This is a genomic window from Streptomyces sp. NPDC048718 (assembly GCF_043198875.1).
GTDB lineage: Bacteria > Actinomycetota > Actinomycetes > Streptomycetales > Streptomycetaceae > Streptomyces.
Genome location: NZ_JBICVG010000011.1, coordinates 180,862 through 196,027, shown reverse-complemented (window position 1 = coordinate 196,027; position 15,166 = coordinate 180,862). Strand labels below are relative to the sequence as shown.

The 15,166-nt window shown below is 72.4% G+C and carries 15 protein-coding genes and 1 tRNA gene; 9 read left to right on the top strand and 7 right to left on the bottom strand.

The features are described from left to right. Positions 1-190: 190 nt before the first annotated feature. Positions 191-1,546 carry an allantoinase AllB gene (allB, locus tag ACGFRB_RS22040; RefSeq protein WP_393245157.1) on the top strand — a complete coding sequence of 452 codons (1,356 nt, stop codon included), beginning with the start codon at positions 191-193 and terminating at the stop codon, positions 1,544-1,546. Positions 1,547-1,730: 184 nt separating this feature from the next. Here the strand turns inward: allB and ACGFRB_RS22035 are convergent, their stop codons facing one another. Further along, complete coding sequence (locus ACGFRB_RS22035; protein WP_393245155.1) at positions 1,731-2,471, bottom strand: SDR family NAD(P)-dependent oxidoreductase; 741 nt, start codon at positions 2,469-2,471, stop codon at positions 1,731-1,733. A gap of 183 nt (positions 2,472-2,654) precedes the next feature. On the opposite strand from ACGFRB_RS22035, the gene ACGFRB_RS22030 reads away from it, so the two are divergent. The 3 genes from ACGFRB_RS22030 to ACGFRB_RS22020 all read left to right on the top strand — a co-directional run bounded on the left by ACGFRB_RS22030 (position 2,655) and on the right by ACGFRB_RS22020 (position 5,933). After that, positions 2,655-3,266, top strand: a complete 612-nt coding sequence (locus ACGFRB_RS22030) for a dihydrofolate reductase family protein (RefSeq protein ID WP_393245153.1) — start codon at positions 2,655-2,657, stop codon at positions 3,264-3,266. A gap of 122 nt (positions 3,267-3,388) precedes the next feature. Next, a complete protein-coding gene (locus ACGFRB_RS22025) occupies positions 3,389-4,336 on the top strand; it encodes a DMT family transporter (protein WP_393245151.1) in 948 nt (315 codons plus the stop codon). Positions 4,337-4,718: 382 nt separating this feature from the next. After that, positions 4,719-5,933, top strand: a complete 1,215-nt coding sequence (locus tag ACGFRB_RS22020) for a hypothetical protein (RefSeq protein ID WP_363005981.1) — start codon at positions 4,719-4,721, stop codon at positions 5,931-5,933. Between the two features lie 148 nt (positions 5,934-6,081). Here ACGFRB_RS22020 and ACGFRB_RS22015 read toward each other — a convergent pair whose 3' ends face one another. Then, positions 6,082-7,059, bottom strand: a complete 978-nt coding sequence (locus ACGFRB_RS22015; protein ID WP_363005983.1) for a helix-turn-helix transcriptional regulator — start codon at positions 7,057-7,059, stop codon at positions 6,082-6,084. 214 nt (positions 7,060-7,273) lie between these two features. Then, entirely contained in the window at positions 7,274-7,492 is a 219-nt protein-coding gene (locus ACGFRB_RS22010) for a hypothetical protein (protein WP_393245149.1), read from the bottom strand. A gap of 157 nt (positions 7,493-7,649) precedes the next feature. Here ACGFRB_RS22010 and ACGFRB_RS22005 point away from each other — a divergent pair, with 157 nt between their 5' ends. Both ACGFRB_RS22005 and ACGFRB_RS22000 read left to right on the top strand, forming a co-directional pair. Continuing rightward, on the top strand, positions 7,650-8,888 hold the full coding sequence (locus ACGFRB_RS22005) for a sensor histidine kinase (RefSeq protein ID WP_393245147.1): 1,239 nt from the start codon (positions 7,650-7,652) through the stop codon (positions 8,886-8,888). Next, on the top strand, positions 8,885-9,601 hold the full coding sequence (locus tag ACGFRB_RS22000; RefSeq protein ID WP_393245145.1) for a response regulator: 717 nt from the start codon (positions 8,885-8,887) through the stop codon (positions 9,599-9,601). Before ACGFRB_RS22005 ends, ACGFRB_RS22000 begins: the two co-directional genes overlap by 4 nt. An 88-nt stretch (positions 9,602-9,689) precedes the next feature. On the opposite strand, the gene ACGFRB_RS21995 is transcribed toward ACGFRB_RS22000, so the two are convergent. Next, a tRNA-Trp gene (locus tag ACGFRB_RS21995) sits at positions 9,690-9,764 on the bottom strand. 441 nt (positions 9,765-10,205) lie between these two features. On the opposite strand from ACGFRB_RS21995, the gene ACGFRB_RS21990 reads away from it, so the two are divergent. From ACGFRB_RS21990 to ACGFRB_RS21980, 3 genes are all read left to right on the top strand, one after another. Beyond that, complete coding sequence (locus ACGFRB_RS21990) at positions 10,206-10,514, top strand: hypothetical protein (RefSeq protein WP_363005991.1); 309 nt, start codon at positions 10,206-10,208, stop codon at positions 10,512-10,514. A 56-nt stretch (positions 10,515-10,570) separates the two neighbouring features. Next, positions 10,571-11,833 (top strand): nucleotide sugar dehydrogenase, encoded by a 1,263-nt coding sequence (locus ACGFRB_RS21985; protein ID WP_393245143.1) that lies wholly within the window; start codon positions 10,571-10,573, stop codon positions 11,831-11,833. A 164-nt stretch (positions 11,834-11,997) separates the two neighbouring features. Next, on the top strand, positions 11,998-12,528 hold the full coding sequence (locus ACGFRB_RS21980; RefSeq protein WP_363005995.1) for an EF-hand domain-containing protein: 531 nt from the start codon (positions 11,998-12,000) through the stop codon (positions 12,526-12,528). Between the two features lie 127 nt (positions 12,529-12,655). On the opposite strand, the gene ACGFRB_RS21975 is transcribed toward ACGFRB_RS21980, so the two are convergent. The 3 genes from ACGFRB_RS21975 to ACGFRB_RS21965 are packed head-to-tail and all read right to left on the bottom strand — an operon-like array spanning position 12,656 to position 15,146. Next, positions 12,656-13,081, bottom strand: a complete 426-nt coding sequence (locus tag ACGFRB_RS21975; protein ID WP_393245141.1) for a DUF6917 domain-containing protein — start codon at positions 13,079-13,081, stop codon at positions 12,656-12,658. Next, positions 13,078-14,022, bottom strand: a complete 945-nt coding sequence (locus ACGFRB_RS21970) for a Gfo/Idh/MocA family oxidoreductase (RefSeq protein WP_363005999.1) — start codon at positions 14,020-14,022, stop codon at positions 13,078-13,080. Before ACGFRB_RS21970 ends, ACGFRB_RS21975 begins: the two co-directional genes overlap by 4 nt. Then, entirely contained in the window at positions 14,019-15,146 is a 1,128-nt protein-coding gene (locus ACGFRB_RS21965; protein WP_393245139.1) for an Ldh family oxidoreductase, read from the bottom strand. The genes ACGFRB_RS21970 and ACGFRB_RS21965 overlap by 4 nt, the downstream gene beginning before the upstream one ends. Between the last annotated feature and the right edge of the window lie 20 nt (positions 15,147-15,166).

Genomic DNA, 15,166 nt, shown 5'->3' with positions numbered 1-15,166 from the left:
AATCACCCTTCCGCTTCACGGAACGACGGCGCTCGCGGATATCGCTCCGCGGCCCCGCCGGACGTCCGCCGGATGAACCCTTGACGGCCGGTGGCCGGGTGCGCAGACTCCTTCAACAGTTCGTTTTCAACAGTTCGTTGAATCCCGTTTCGGGAAGAAGCGAGCCGATGGAGAAGGGGAAGGGGTATGGGTGGACGTCGACCTGGTCCTGCGCTCGACACGCGTCATCGCCCCCGACGGAACCCGCCCGGCGTCGATCGCCGTCTCCGGCGGGACGATCGCGGCCGTCCTGCCCCACGACGCCCCCGTTCCGGCGGGCGCACGCCTGGAGGACGTCGGCGACCACGCCGTCCTGCCCGGCCTCGTCGACACCCACGTCCATGTGAACGACCCCGGCCGCACCAGCTGGGAGGGCTTTTGGACGGCGACCCGCGCCGCGGCCGCCGGCGGCATCACCACCCTGCTCGACATGCCGCTCAACTCGCTGCCGCCCACCACCACCGTCGGCCACCTGCGCGTCAAACAGGACGTCGCCCGCGCCAAGGCGCACATCGACGTCGGCTTCTGGGGCGGCGCCGTCCCCGACAACGTCAAGGATCTGCGCCCCCTGCACGACGCCGGTGTCTTCGGCTTCAAGTGCTTCCTGTCGCCCTCCGGCGTCGACGAGTTCCCGCGACTGGACCAGGAGCAGCTGGCCGTCGCGCTCGCCGAACTCGCCGCGTTCGACGGACTGATGATCGTGCACGCCGAGGATCCGAGCGAGCTGGCCTCCGCTCCCCAGAAGGCGGGTGCCGCGTACGCCGACTTCCTCGCCTCCCGGCCGCGAGCCGCCGAGAACGCCGCCATCCGGAACCTGATCGACCAGGCCCGCCGGCTGCGCGCCCGCGTCCACGTCCTCCATCTGTCCTCGGCGGACGCGCTGCCGCTCCTCGCCGCCGCCAAGGCCGAGGGCGTACGGATCACCGTCGAGTCCTGTCCCCACTTCCTCACCCTCACGGCCGAGGAGATCCCGGACGCCGCCACCGAGTTCAAGTGCTGCCCGCCCATCCGCGAGGCCGCCAACCAGGATCTGCTCTGGCAGGGCCTCGCCGACGGCACCATCGACTGTGTGGTCTCCGACCACTCGCCGTCCACCGCCGACCTGAAGACCGGCGACTTCGCCACCGCCTGGGGCGGCATCTCCTCCCTCCAGCTCGGGCTCCCCGCGATCTGGACCGAGGCCCGCCGCCGCGGCCACACCCTGGGGGACGTCGCCCGCTGGATGTCCACCGGCCCCGCCCGGCTCGCCGGACTCGACCGGAAGGGCGCCATCGAGGCGGGGCGCGACGCCGACTTCGCCGTCCTCGCCCCGGACGCCACCTTCACCGTCGACCCCGCCGGCCTCCAGCACAAAAACCGCGTCACCGCCTACGCCGGCCGGACGCTGCACGGCGTGGTGACGGCCACCTGGCTGCGCGGCGAGCGGATCCACGACCGAGGGGCGCTGAGCGAGCCGGGCGGGCGGCTGCTGACGCGGGGGGACCGGGTGCACGCCCCCGGCTGCTGACGCGGGGGGACCGGGTGCACGCCCTCGGCCGCTGACGCGGGGCGACCGACCAGGCGGTGGGCGACGTACGAGAGGAAGCCGGTTCCCTCTCCCCGGCCCGACCCCCTTCCGTGCGGGGCCCTCGCGCCGTACGTTTTCCTCCCCCGCGTTCTCCTGCCGCGCGGTCAGCCCTCGCCGCGATGCGTTACGCCGCGTGGCCGCCGTCCACCGCGAACTCCGCACCCGTCACATAGGTGGCGCCCGGGCCCGCGAGGAAGGCGATCATCGCGGCCACCTCCTCCGGGGTCCCGAAGCGGCCGAGGGCCGTCATGGCGGCCTGGCCCTCCGCGTAGGGGCCGTCGGCCGGGTTCATGTCGGTGTCGATCGGACCCGGGTGGACGATGTTCGCGGTAATGCCGCGCCCGCCCAGCTCCCGGGCCAGCGCCTTCGTCAGTCCGACCAGCGCGGACTTGCTCGTCGCGTACAGCGTGCCGCCCGGCCCGGGGACCCGCTGGACCATGCAGCTGCCGACCGTGATGATCCTGCCGCCCCGCTCCATGCGCGCGGCGGCCGCCTGCGCGGCCAGGAAGGCACCGCGGACGTTCACCGCGAGCACCCGGTCGGCCTCTGCCAGGGTCAGCGACTCCAGCGGGCCGAGGACACCGGCCCCGACGTTGTTCACGAGCACGTCGAGCCGGCCGAGGGCGTCGGTAGCCCAGGCCACGGCCCCGGCCGCGTCGCCCGCGTCGGCGGCGTCGGCCCGCAGGGCCAGGGCCTTGCCGCCGGCCGCCTCGATCCTGGCCGTGACCTCGCGCGCCCGCTCCTCACCCTGGACGTAGGTGAAGGCGACATGCGCGCCCTCCTCGGCGAGCCGGACGGCCGTCGCCGCGCCGATACCCCGGCTGCCGCCGGTGACCAGGACCGCTTTGCCGCTCATCGTGTACATGCGAACTCCTCGTGATTTCCTGATTTCCTGTGCAGCGCTTGTCGTTGCGGGTTCAATGAAACGCGGGGTGCGGCCCCCTCACCGGCGCCAATCGGACGCCGAGGCGGACCGCCGACGAGCGCCGCCGGGAAGCGCGTTCGGCACGGGTGGGACACGATGGTCGGCAACGGAAAGGGCACCCCCATGGCCACCCTGAGCCTCACCCAGTTCGTCACCCTCGACGGTGTCCAGCAGGGCCCCGGCGGGCCCGACGAGGACACCAGGGGCGGCTTCGACCTCGGCGGCTGGTCCATGCCGTACGGCGACGAGGACTTCGGCCGCTTCATCACCGAGGTGTTCGAGCGGCCCGCCGCGTTCCTCCTCGGCCGCCGCACCTACGACATCTTCGCCGGCTACTGGCCGCAGCGGACCGACCCCGAAGACCTCATCGCGCGCCGGCTCAACACCCTCCCCAAGTTCGTCGCCTCCACCACCCTCACCGAGGCGGACTGGCCCACCACCATCGTCCTGCGGGGCGATGTCGCCCTGGAGGTCGCGGCACTCAAGCGGCGGCTCGACGGCGAGATCCAGACGCACGGCAGCGCCGTGCTCGCCCGAACCCTCCTCGACCACGCACTGATCGACACACTGCGCCTCTGCGTCTTCCCGGTCGTCCTGGGCAAGGGCCGCCGCCTCTTCGAGGCCGGTGCCACCCCGGCCGCCTTCCGGCTCACCGATCTGCGCCGCACCGCGTCGGGCCTCGCCCTCCACACGTACGAGCAGGCGGGCCGGCCCGCCTACGGGACCGTGGGATAGCCGGGGAGGCGGGGCAGCCGGGCCCGGGACGGCCGGTGCGGTCCGGCCCCGGTACCGTGATCATCCCCGTGTGAGAGCCGTCGAAGTCTCCACCACGTACGCCCTGTTGGAGACACACGCCCATGACCGCGTCCCCGGCCTTCGCCGCACCCGCGCCCCTCGGCGCCCCGCGCCGCGCCTGGCTCACCGATCTGCCCGTCCTGCTGGTCGCGGTGGTGTGGGGCGGCAGTTACCTGGCCGCCAAGGGCATCACCACCGCCTCCACCGTCCTCGCCGTCCTGACCCTGCGGTTCGCGGTGGTCCTGCCCGTCCTCGTCGTCGCCGGACGGCGCGGACTGCGGGCGCTGACGGCGGCCCAGTGGCGCGGCGCGACCCTCCTCGGACTGATCCTCGCCGGGGTGTTCCTGCTGGAGACGTACGGAGTCGTCCACACCTCCGCCACCAACGCGGGCCTGATCATCAGCCTCACCATGATCCTCACCCCGCTCGCCGAGGCGGCCGTGACCCGCACCCGGCCGCCCCGCGCCTTTCTGGCCGCCGCCGCGCTGTCCGTCACGGGCGTGCTCCTGCTCACCCAGGGCGGCGGCTTCACCGCGCCCTCGTCCGGCGACCTGCTCATGCTGCTCGCGGCGCTCGCCCGCACCGCGCACGTCCTCGTGATGTCCCGCATCAGGTCCGTTGAGTCCGCAGGGTCACTCTCCCTCACCACCGTCCAACTCGGCTCGGCCGTCGGTGTCTTCGCCCTCCTCGCCGCACTTCAGGGGATCGGGGGCGGCGCGGGTGCGGCCCCGTGGGACGTGGCGCGAGCCTTCGGTCCGCGCGAGTGGGCAGGGCTCCTGTTCCTCTCCGTCTTCTGTACGCTCTTCGCCTTCTTCGTGCAGATGTGGGCCGTCCGTCGCACCTCTCCGTCCCGGGTCGGCCTGCTGCTCGGCACCGAGCCGCTGTGGGCCGCTGCCGCCGGTATCGCCCTGGCGGGCGACCGGCCCGGCGTTCTCGGTCTGGCCGGCGCCATCCTCGTGCTCGCGGGCACCGGTTGGGGACGTCGCGCCGCCGACGAGGGCGCGCGATAGGTTGGCGGGTCGAGAGCCGGGTCCCGCCGCATGTCACGACTGCCCGTCGGCGGCGCCGGTGCCCGGGGCTGTCCGACCTCTGATCCGCCACACAGCCCCTAAGGGCAGCCCGTCATGCCACGGGTCGAGAGGCCGTCAAGCCGAACCGGGACACTGGCGGTCCGGCGACACTATTCGCGCACGGGGGCCGTCCGCGCTCCCGCCTACGCCTCTGACCTGCGGTCTTCGCTTCTTTCGCGTCGCGTCGCGCCACCAGGGGGATTGTCAGGTTCCAGACATGCCGGTTTCGGACAGTGAACGACCGTACTGGAATCGGTAGTTGGCCTTACAGACTGGGCGGCGCCCGCGGATGCCCTCTTGGGCACCTCGAAAGGAGTCCCCCGTGAAGAAGACCCTGACCGTGGCGGCGAGCCTGGTGCTCGCCGCGACCTGTGGCCTTGGCATGTCGCTTCCCGCACAGGCCGCAGACATGAACGACGCGACCACGGCGAGCCAGTCGGCGCAGGCCGGCTTCGACATGTCCAACCTGACGCCGCAGCAGCAGGCGATCGTCGACCGGATCGAGGCCAAGCTCCCCGCCGACTGGCAGTCCCGCCTCCAGGCGGCCCGCGCGAAGCACGGCCTGGGCGACCAGGAGTGGACGTCCATCCGCGACAGCGCCATCAACCCGGGCGACTACCAGTGCAAGACGACCGCCCTGTCGACGTACGCCGACTCCCTTCTCGACGGCGTGGACCCGTTCGTCGTCTTCATTCTCGCCATCTACGGCGGCTTCGACATGCCGACCTACGACGCGCTGCTCTTCGGCGAGGAGTCGTCGAGCAACACCTTCGGCGTCAAGGGTGAGTACACCCAGAAGCTCAACTCCGAGATGAAGAACCTCAAGCGCTTCTGGGACATCGACTCGGGCAAGATCGAGATGATGCCCATGCACGGCGCGGACGTCTTCGCCGACCGTGACCGGCTCTCCCGCACGCTCGCCGTCCTGTACGGCGGCACGCCGGCGGAGAACCTGGACCTGGCGGACATGTTCATCGAGCTGGTCGACTCGGAGCCGGCCCTCCAGCAGGGCGCCAACCCGATCTTCACCTTCAACGCCTTCGCCTACAGCGAGAAGGACGACCCGGCGCCGATGGGCATCAGCGACCGGATCATCATGGGAGACGGCATCCTGCAGGCCATGTCCGCGATCGGCCTCGGCGACGTGGCCCCGCGCGGCATCCTGGGCCACGAGTTCGGCCACCACGTGCAGTACCAGAAGGACCTCTTCGAGAGCGACCTGAAGGGCCCGGAGGCCACCCGCCGCACCGAGCTGATGGCGGACGCGTTCGGCACGTACTACCTGACCCACTCCCGTGGCGAGTCGCTGAACGCCGCCCGCGTCCTGAGCGCCCAGAAGTCGTTCTACGAGGTCGGCGACTGCGGCTTTACCAGCTCGGGCCACCACGGCACCCCCAACCAGCGCTTCAACTCCTCCAGCTGGGGCGCGAGCGTGGCCAACGACGCGCCGAACCAGGGTCACATCCTGCCGGCCCTCACCCTCGACAAGATGTTCGAGGTCAAGCTGCCGGACCTGGTCAAGCCGGACGCCAACTGACGGCTGCCGAATGACGCCATGCCGCGGGCTGTCCGGGATCCGGACGGCTGAGCGGACGGGCGGCTGAAGACCCGCGCGGGGCGGGCCGGGGATCACACACCGGCCCGGCCCGCGCGTCCACGTGCGCGCGGGCCGGGTCCGCATGCGCTCACAGCCAGCCGTGGCGGTTGGCCTGGACGCCGAGCTGGAAACGGGTCTTGGCGCCCAGCATCTCCTGGAGCCGGGCGATGCGCCGGGCCACGGTCCGCTCGCTCACGCCGAGTTCACGGGCGATCGACTCGTCGGTCAGCCCCGCGCTCAGATAGCTGAGCAACTGCCGTCCCTCGGGCGTTGCTTCACTCCCGACGGCCTCACCGGCAGGCGGCAGCGGCACGGCGATCCGCCAGTACGACTCGAAGACGCCGATCACCCCGTCCAGCAGCCCCGACGGCTGGACGACGACACTGTGATGCCCCATGCCGTCCGGAGCGGCGACGGACACGACGGCGAAACGGTCGTCGCAGACCAGCACGTTCAGTGCGACATCGGGGAAGACCCGCGCCTGCTCCCCGTGCGCGACACAGTCCCGTGCCACCTCCAACGCGTGCGGATTCTGCAGGATGTTGGCGCTGTACACCACCCGGTAGGAGACACCCCGGTCGAGCGCGTCCAGCGTTCCCGGCCCGACCTCCGGCACCCGCTCGCCACCGCCCACCGGACCGATCGACAGCGCCCGCACCTGCTCCACGGCCTCGCCGTGCACCCGCAGTTGCACCGCCTTGGGTCGGCCGGAGGTGTCGACGACCTCGACGTAACTGGATCCGGCGGTGTGATCGAGCCAGAACCGGGACAGGGCCGTGGCGCTCTCGTACGCGATCCTGGCCTGGCGTGCCCGCCGCTCGGCGACGGCCTCCAGAACGGCCCGGGGCGGCTGAGCCGCCAGTCTGCCGTTCCTGCGCGCGACCAGACCGATGTCGCTCAACTCGTCGACCGCGTCCGTCAGTTCGCCTGGCGGAGGACCGGCGGGCGGCGCCGGCCGGTCGGTCAGCTCGGCCAGGGTCCGCGGACCCCGCTCCACGAGCGAGAGATAGACGGCCTCCGCTGTCGCGGAGAGCCCGAGAGCCTGCAACGGACGCCCTGCGCGCATGTTCCCCCGACCTGGCGGCGCCGCTCGGCGGCGGCCCCTCGGCCCCGAGTCTCCATCCCCGGTGGCCGTCACTCCGTTGAAAATTGAAGGGCGCCAGAGTAACACCACATGATCATGCGCACGGCGGGGATCCTTCCTGCCCTGACCCACGCCCCGGCTCACGCCCCGGCTCACGCCTCGGCTCGTGTCCCGGCCCGCGCCCCGGTGCGGCCCCTCACGCCCGTACCCGGTCCGAGACGATCATGATCACCAGCCCCAGCGCCGCGATCACGATGTTCGCGAACAGCTCCCGCCCTTCCAGGAACCACACATGATCCGTCAGCAGCCGGGTCGCCCCAATCAGCCTGAACCAGCCCCCGGTCAGCTCGCGGAGCACCCCGCAGACGCCGAAGACCATCACCACAAAGCCCGTGACCTCGAGAATCCTCTTCATGCCGCCGATCATGGTCCGGCTCCGCCGCGCCCCGCGTCGGCCACCGGTATCCGGTCCGGCCCCCGGCCGTACGACCGAAGTATCCGTCCCCGCGACTTTGGTATCGCCCCGCCGCCGCACGTCCCCGCAGCCGCCCTCACCTGCGTACATTTCGGGTATGACACGCACGGCACGCCCGGACCGCCACACCTGGCTGTTCCCCTCCCACCTGGTCGAGGCCGCCCGCCACGGGGGCCCCGGGCCGGAGCAGGGGCGGCCGCGGCGCACCGTACGGGACTGGGTGGTCGACACCACGATCTTCCTGCTCGCCGCGCTCGTCGGCGTGCTCGCCGCCGACAGCAGCGCCCCGTACAACAGCGAGGTCGTCAACCTCCTCGACCAGATCGCCGGCGGGCTCGCGTGCTGCGCTCTGTGGTTGCGCCGCCGCCGGCCCACCGGGCTCGCCGTCGCCCTGAGCGCCGTCGCTGTCTTCGCGCCCACCGCGGGCGGCGCGATGCTCGCCGCCCTGTTCAGCGTGGCCGTACGGCGCCCCTTCCGCGAGGTCGCCTGGATCGGGCTGTTCGCGATCGCCACCTCCACCGTGCAGGCCTTCGTCCGCCCCGAGCCCGGCACCAGCAACCTCCTGGTCATCGGTATCGGGGTCGTCCTCGTCCTCCTCGTCACCGCCTGGGGCATGCTGGTCCGCTCCCGCCGCCAGCTCGTCGAGGCGCTGCGCGACCGTGCCGTACGCGCCGAGGCCGAGTCCGAACTGCGCGCCGAACAGGCCCAGCGGCAGGCCCGGGAGGCCATCGCCCGCGAGATGCACGACGTCCTCGCCCACCGGCTCACCCTGCTCAGCGTGCACGCGGGCGCCCTGGAGTTCCGCCCCGACGCCCCGCCCGAACAGATCGCCCGGGCCGCCGGCGTCATCCGCGACAGCGCACACGAAGCCCTCCAGGACCTGCGGGAGGTCATCGGCGTGCTGCGCGCCCCCGACGAGGAGGGTGGCGCCGCCAACCGGCCCCAGCCCACCCTCGCCACTCTCGACAGCCTGGTCACCGAGGTCCGCGAGGCCGGGATGAAGATCGTCCTCGACTCCGCCGTCACCGACCCCGGCGCCGTCCCCACCGCCACCGGCCGCACCGTCTACCGGATCGTCCAGGAAGCCCTGACCAACGCCCGCAAACACGCGCCGGGCGCCGAAGTCACCCTCACCCTGCGCGGCCGCCCCGGCGAAGGACTCTTCGTCGACGTCCGCAACCCCGCCCCCGACGGGCCCGTCCCGCCCGTCCCCGGCTCCGGGCAGGGCCTCATCGGCCTCACCGAACGCGCCACGCTCGCCGGCGGCCGGCTCACCCACGGACCCGCCCCCGACGGCGGCTTCGCCGTGCACGCCTGGCTACCGTGGCCCGTATGACCATCCGGCTGCTCATCGTCGACGACGACCCCCTGGTCCGCGCGGGCCTCGCCCTCATGCTCGGCGGCGCCGAGGACATCGAGATCGTCGGCGAGGGCGCCGACGGCGACGAGGTCCCCGGCCTCGTCGGCCGGCTCGCCCCCGACGTCGTCCTCATGGACATCCGCATGCCTCGGACCGACGGCCTCACCGCCACCGAACGGCTCCGCGCCCTGCCCGGCGCCCCCGAGGTCATCGTGCTCACCACCTTCCACGCCGACGAACAGGTGCTGCGCGCCCTGCGTGCCGGGGCCGCCGGCTTCGTCCTCAAGGACACCCCGCCCGCCGACATCGTCGGTGCCGTACGGCGGGTGGCCGCGGGCGAGCCCGTCCTCTCCCCGGCCGTGACCCGCCGGCTCATGACCCATGTCGCCCAGCGGCCGGCCGCCGCCTTTGGCGCGGACGGAACCGAGGCGGCCCCGCCGCGCCGGGCCGCCGCCCGCCGCCGCCTCGACTCCCTCGCGGCACGCGAGCGCGATGTCGCCCTCGCCGTCGGCCAGGGCCGCACCAACGCCGAGATCGCCGCCGCCCTCTATATGAGCGTCCCCACGGTCAAGACGCACGTCTCGCGTGTACTGGCGAAGCTCGGCCTCAACAACCGGGTCCAGATCGCCCTGATCGTCCACGACGCGGGCCTGGCCGACCTCCCCGAAGACGAGCCGGACAGCCTCTGATCCAGGCCGACTTGGCTACCAGGGACCGGGTGTGATCGCGCCGGTCCCCGCCAAGTCCGGAGCCGGCGACCGGCGTTCGCCGAGAGGGCGGAGCCGGCCGGAGTCGAACCGGCGTCCTCGCGATTTTGGAGACCGCGCGCGTCGACCACTGCGCTACGGCCCCGCCCTGAGGTGATCGTACGGGGCCGGAGCGTGGCGGCGCGAGGTGCCCCCTTCGGCAACTCTCCTTGAACATACGGAAGTTCTGCCTCCCCGGCGCGGATCCGGGGCCGGACCCCACGACGCCCCGGCGGCCACCGGCGGGGAGGCTCGCGCGCGGCTCGCCCCTCCCCGCCGTCGCGCCTCGGGGCCGGCGTCCCCGCGGGCCGCCTGTTCGCATCGGGCCGCCGGGTCCGTGCGGGCGCCCGGACGCCCTGAGCGGGATCCGTCCGACCTGCGGAAATCGAAGGGGGGGCGGACGGCGCGCAGCCCCCGTGTCACCGGCCTTCACGGCAACTTCAATTGACCATATCCCTCGTTCGGGTGTATGGGCATTCTTTTGTGCTTAATCCTCGTATCCGTCGCAGAGAATGGGTTCAACGCCGCTTTTCTGAAGGGGAAATACATGCGTCATACCCGGAATGTTCTGCTCGCCGCGATCGGTGCGCTGCTCGCCGCGAGTGCTGCTTCCGGTACGGCGGTGGCGGCGGGGAGTGGTGACGTCGTGGTGTTCCGGACGGAACTCTCGCCGCTCACCGTGTACGACGCCCCGCGCGGCTGCCAGAAGCTCCCGGGTGACGCTCATGTGCTGACGAACCGCATGGACCGGCCGGTCACGGTGTACGGCGACCCGTTCTGCCTGACGCCCGGCCTGGTCGTCCCGCCCGGACACGGTTCGCACGTGGCCCCCGGCAGCGGCAGCTTCTCCGCCTGAGCCGCGCCGTCCCGTCCCCACTCTCGTCCGCCCCGCACTCTGGAGCACTGCTGCACATGGCCCTCGATCTCGTCGTCATCGGGCTGGGACACGTCGGGCTTCCGCTCGCCCGGGCCGCGGTGTCCGCCGGCCTGGCGACCGCCGGATACGACGTCTCCGGTGCGGTGGTGTCCAGCCTCGCCGCCGGGCGCTCCCCGGTGGGCGGGGTCCTGGACGCGGAGGTCAGGGCCATGCTGGACGCGGGCTTTCACGCAACGGCCGACCCGGGGATCCTGGAGGGCGCGCAGACCGTCGTGATCTGCGTGCCGACCGGACTCACCCCCGAGGGCCTGCCCGACCTGTCGGCGGTCGAGGATGCCACCGCGGCCGTCGCCGCCCGGCTGCGCCCCGGCACGCTCGTCGTCCTGGAGTCCGCCGGCTATCCGGGCACCACGGAAGAGGTCGTGCGGCCGCTCCTCGAACGCGGCAGCGGGCTGCGGGCGGGGGAGGATTTCCCCCTCGCGTATTCACCGCAGCGTATCGATCCGGGCAATGGGACATGGAATGTCCGTAACACTCCGAAAATTGTCAGCGGCTGCACGTCTTTGTGCGCGAAATACGCCGTCGCTTTCTACGGACGATTCGTCGACGACCTCGTCGTCGCCCGCGGTACGCGGGAGGCGGAGATGGTCAAACTCATGGAGAACAGCTACCGCTACATCAATATCGCGCTGGTCGACGAGGTGGCGCTGTTCCGCCACCGAACCGGGATCGACGTCTGGGGCGTGCTGCACTGCGCGGCGTCGAAACCGTTCGGCTTCGCACCCTTCCAGCCCGGCCCCGGGGTCGGCGGGCACCGCATCCCCGTCGACCCCCGCTATCCGGCGGCCCGGGCCGAGTCCCAGGGCTTCCCGTTCCGCATGCCGGCCGCGGCGCACGACGTCCTCGGCCGGATGCCGGGGCATGTCGTCGACCGCGCGCTGACCCTGCTCGCCGAGGCACGCGGCCGGACCGAGGGCGGCCGGGTCCTGCTGCTGGGAGTCACCTACGAGGCCGACGTGGCCGACGTACGCGAGACACCGGCGCGGCCCATCGCCGCCGGGCTGCTCGACGCCGGGGTCGCGGTCTCGTACCACGACCCGTACGCGGACGAGTTCACCGTGGACGACGGCCGCGCACTGCCCCGCGCGACGGATCTCCAAGAGGCCCTGAACCAAACGGATGTGGCGATCCTGCTCCAGGACCACTCCTGCTATGCGAGGGAGGCGCTGGGCAGAGCCCGCTGCGCCCTGCTGGACACCCGCGGCAAGGTCGCGGACAGCAGGGTCACGCTCCTCTGACCCCCTTCCACGACTCCGGCGGCCCCGACCCGCCGCCGGACCACCGACCCCCGTGCGGGGTGTGACCACCCCGCACGGTCGCGGCCCTGTCCAGGTGCCGCGGTCCAAGTCCCCTGGGGACGACACCACATGTCCCTCGGGGACGATGCGAAAAGGAGAATGTGATGAGCACTGCTGTCGCCAACGACCGTCTGGTGAAGCGCTTCGAGAAGTGGGACACCGACGGCAACGGCGTGCTCGAGGCCGGCGACTTCCAGGCCGAGGCGGCCCGGATCGCCAAGAACCTGGGCAAGGCCGGCTCGCCGGAGGGCGAGCAGCTGGTCAACGCGTTCCAGGCGCTGTTCGAGGGCCTGGCCGAGCGCGTGGGCGTCTCCGCCGACGGCTCCATCAGCCAGGACCAGTTCCTCGCCACCACCAAGGAGATGCTGTTCGAGGAGGGCGAGGCCAGCTTCAACCGTGCCCTCGGCCCGGTCGTCAACGCCCTCGTCAACGTGTGCGACGAGGACAAGGACGGCCACATCAACCCGGTGGAGTTCTCCTCCTGGCTGACCGCCGTCGGCGTCTCGGACGAGAACATCGGCCAGAAGTTCGCGGAGGTCGACGCCGACGGTGACGGCCGTCTGTCCGAGGACGAGCTGCTGCGCGTGATGCGCGAGTTCCACTTCGGCACCCTGGACGTCGAGCTGCTCGGCTGAGACCGGCCGCACTCGGCCGACCGCCGAAACGACCGCGCCTTACGGCGTGCCCCCGACAGGGCATGCCGTAAGGCGCGGCTTTCTTTCGTGGTACACGGCCGGTCGCGACCGCGGCGGGTCGCGTACGTTACGTGCCGACCGCCACCGCCTCGCCCTGGGTGAAGACGACCGGGGCCTCGGGCCGCAGCTCCAGGTCCCCGCCGCTGAGCGGCTGAGGGGTGTGGATCAGGATGTTGTAGTGGTTCGGCAGGTGGCAGGCGTCGAAGCCGAGGACCGTGCCCACCGGGGTGTCCCCGATGCTCACCACATCGCCCCGGTCGATCACCCCACCGCACTCCAGCTCCGCGAAGCCCAGGAAGCCCACCCGGTCGATCCGGGCGCCCGGGTGCGGGTCCCACTGATCGGTGGTGACCAGCTCGTGTACCTCGCCCCGCCGTACACAGCGGGCCGCGTGCTCCTCGATCCGCATGCCCCGGTCCGTACGCCGATGCGTCAGGACCTTGACCAGTGCCCCGCGCACCATCCGCTTCGGGCCGTCCTCCAGCGGGTTCACCGGACCGCTCCGGTCGTCGCGGTCGCACAGGCGTAGGCCGCCTCCACCAGCTGGAGTGCCGCGAGGCCGCCGTGGCCGCCCGGGCCGGCCGCCGCCGTGCCGCCCACGACGGCCGCGAACTCGCCGAGGATCGCCTCGTATTCGTGCCACAGCGAGGTCTTGAAGCCGGAGTGGCCGGCCAGCATGTCGGCGTACAGGACCTCGCCGTCGGCGAGTTCGACCTCGATGTCCTTGAGTTCGCCCGGGTACGACCAGTCCAGATCCACGGTCGCGGTCGCGCCGGGGCTGTCCAGGCCGTCGAGACGGATCACCGCCTGCCGGTCGAGTCCGGCGGCGTCGCGCTGGATCTCGCAGCCGGAGACGATGACCTCGCCGAGCAACAGCCGTACGAGATCGAGGGCGTTCGGCCCGTTGTCGGCGACGCAGCCGCCGCCGCACAGGGCCGGGTCCAAGTACCAGTCCTCGCCGCCGAGATGCTCCTCGATACGTTCCAGATAGCGCACCCGCACGGCGCGGATGTCCCGGCCCGCGACCTCGCGCGCCAGCGCGACGACCGCGGAGTTGTAGCGACGGTGGAAGGCCGTCACCAGCGGGACGTCGTGGCGCAGGGCCAGATCGGTGAGCAGGCGCCCCTCGACGGCGGTGAGGGCGAGCGGCTTCTCGACGCACACCGGGACGCCGGCGGCGAGCGCGTCCTGGCACACCGCGAGGTGGGCATGGTTGGGGACGGCGACGACCAGGGCGTCCGGGCGGGCCTCGGCCAGCAGCGTCCGGTGGTCGCGGTAGCGGGCCGCCGGGCCCTCGAACCGTTCCAGGGGCTCGGCGCGCGCGTCGCACACCGCCGCGGGTTCCCAGCCGGGCAGGCGCTCGGCGGCGGCGAGGTAGTACGGGGCGATGGCGCCGAGTCCGACGACGCCCAGGCGCAGGGGTCGGGTCATCATGCGGCCTCCATGTCTTTCAGCAGGCCCAGTTCGGCCAGCTCCGTGTACAGATGGGCGGGCAGCGGGATGCCCTCGCGGCGCCGCCGCGCGGCCAGTTCCGCCTCCCGCCAGCCGGGGTAGCGCACCGGTGTGCCGCCGGGCGTCGCCGGCGGGCAGTCGGCGAGCGTGCCGAAGAGGGAGCGGGTCGTCGCCGGGACGTCCGCGCCGGGGCGCAGCACCTCCGGCGCGATCGCGAGAAGGAAGAAGCCGATGTCGTCGTCCCGCCCGTGCGGCCGGCCGTCGCCCGCCAGGGCGGATGGCGACGGCCCGAACGCCGAACCGGAGACCACGGCGGACAGCAGTTCGACCGCGATGCCGAGCCCGAAGCCCTTGTGTACCCCGGTCTCGGCCGTTCCGCCGAGCCAGCGCAAAAACGCCTCGCCCCGGTCGAAGGCGGCCGGATCGGTCACCGGCTCGCCGTCGTGGTCCTCCAGCCAGCCGGCGGGCACCGGCTCGCCGCGGCGCTCCGCGACCCGCACCTTGCCGGTCGGGGCGACGGTGGTGCTCATGTCGAGGAGGAAGGGGTGGCCGTCGAGCGCGGGCGCGGCGACACTCAGCGGATTGGTGCCGAGCATCGTCAGTGCCCCGCCCGGGGGACGCGCGATGCGCTGGCCGCCGCAGTTGCTCGCGGCGATGCCGATCATCCCCGCGTGCGCGGCGCGCACGGCGTGGAATCCGGCGCATCCGAAGTGGGTCGCGCCGCGTACGGACACCATGCCGATGCCGTGCCGCCGGGCGCGGGAGACGGCGTCGTCCATCGCCTCGGCCGCGGCCCACAGACCCAGCGCGCGCCGGGCGTCGACCACCGCGCAGGCGCCGAGATCGGTGAGGGTCAGCGGTGCGGCGTGCGGGTCGCAGCGGCCGGATTCGAGGAGGGGCACATAGGTCCGGGCGAGGTTGAACACGCCGTGCGAGTCGAGGCCGGTGAGGTCGCCGTGACAGAGGGCGTCGGCGGCGAGACGGGCCCGGTCGTCCGGGATGCCGTAGCCGGCGAAGAGCCCGGTCAGGGCGGTGAGCAGGGTGGCGTGATCGACGAGGACGGGCGGGGGAGCGGTCACCGCCGGGGTGGTGGTGGACCCGGTCATCCAGCGCTCCTTTCAAGGAG

Bases quoted from the DNA above. Each gene is read 5' to 3' on its own strand.
- ACGFRB_RS21985 (WP_393245143.1), top strand. From the start codon at position 10,571: ATGGCCCTCGATCTCGTCGTCATCGGGCTGGGACACGTCGGGCTTCCG.
- ACGFRB_RS21970 (WP_363005999.1), bottom strand. From the start codon at position 14,022: ATGATGACCCGACCCCTGCGCCTGGGCGTCGTCGGACTCGGCGCCATC.
- ACGFRB_RS22010 (WP_393245149.1), bottom strand. From the start codon at position 7,492: ATGAAGAGGATTCTCGAGGTCACGGGCTTTGTGGTGATGGTCTTCGGC.
- ACGFRB_RS21980 (WP_363005995.1), top strand. From the start codon at position 11,998: ATGAGCACTGCTGTCGCCAACGACCGTCTGGTGAAGCGCTTCGAGAAG.
- ACGFRB_RS22035 (WP_393245155.1), bottom strand. From the start codon at position 2,471: ATGTACACGATGAGCGGCAAAGCGGTCCTGGTCACCGGCGGCAGCCGG.
- ACGFRB_RS22015 (WP_363005983.1), bottom strand. From the start codon at position 7,059: ATGCGCGCAGGGCGTCCGTTGCAGGCTCTCGGGCTCTCCGCGACAGCG.
- ACGFRB_RS22000 (WP_393245145.1), top strand. From the start codon at position 8,885: ATGACCATCCGGCTGCTCATCGTCGACGACGACCCCCTGGTCCGCGCG.
- ACGFRB_RS21990 (WP_363005991.1), top strand. From the start codon at position 10,206: ATGCGTCATACCCGGAATGTTCTGCTCGCCGCGATCGGTGCGCTGCTC.
- ACGFRB_RS21965 (WP_393245139.1), bottom strand. From the start codon at position 15,146: ATGACCGGGTCCACCACCACCCCGGCGGTGACCGCTCCCCCGCCCGTC.
- ACGFRB_RS22005 (WP_393245147.1), top strand. From the start codon at position 7,650: ATGACACGCACGGCACGCCCGGACCGCCACACCTGGCTGTTCCCCTCC.
- ACGFRB_RS22030 (WP_393245153.1), top strand. From the start codon at position 2,655: ATGGCCACCCTGAGCCTCACCCAGTTCGTCACCCTCGACGGTGTCCAG.
- ACGFRB_RS22025 (WP_393245151.1), top strand. From the start codon at position 3,389: ATGACCGCGTCCCCGGCCTTCGCCGCACCCGCGCCCCTCGGCGCCCCG.